The following is a 464-nucleotide window of genomic DNA, read 5'->3' as shown; positions in this document are numbered from 1 at the left end:
AACTACTTGGTTTTCCGAGACGTCGGAAACCGCTATACCGGAAAATCAATTGGAGAAATCACCATGGCAGTGAATGTAAATACAAACGTTTCAGCGATGACAGCGCAACGTTACCTAAACAACGCAAACAGCGCACAACAAACATCAATGGAGCGTCTAGCTTCTGGCTCAAAAATCAACAGCGCAAAAGATGACGCTGCGGGTCTACAAATCTCGAACCGTTTGAACGTTCAAAGTCGTGGTCTTGATGTTGCTGTACGTAACGCGAACGACGGTATCTCAATTGCACAAACAGCTGAAGGTGCAATGAATGAGACGACTAACATCCTGCAACGTATGCGTGATTTGTCTCTACAATCTTCAAACGGCTCAAACTCAAAATCTGAGCGTGTAGCGATTCAAGAAGAAGTAACAGCGCTGAACGACGAACTGAACCGTATCGCGGAAACGACGTCTTTTGGTGG

Annotated in this window: 1 pseudogene; it reads left to right on the top strand. The window is 45.7% G+C overall.

What is annotated here, in order from left to right:
* Positions 1-63: 63 nt before the first annotated feature.
* A pseudogene (locus AB4274_RS21760) lies at positions 64-464 on the top strand (flagellin B); the annotation flags it as partial.

Origin of the sequence: Vibrio sp. 10N.261.55.A10 (assembly GCF_041470825.1) — a bacterium.
GTDB lineage: Bacteria > Pseudomonadota > Gammaproteobacteria > Enterobacterales > Vibrionaceae > Vibrio > Vibrio crassostreae_C.
The sequence above is the reverse complement of the archived record's forward strand: the minus strand, read 5'-3'. Positions and strand labels throughout refer to the sequence as shown.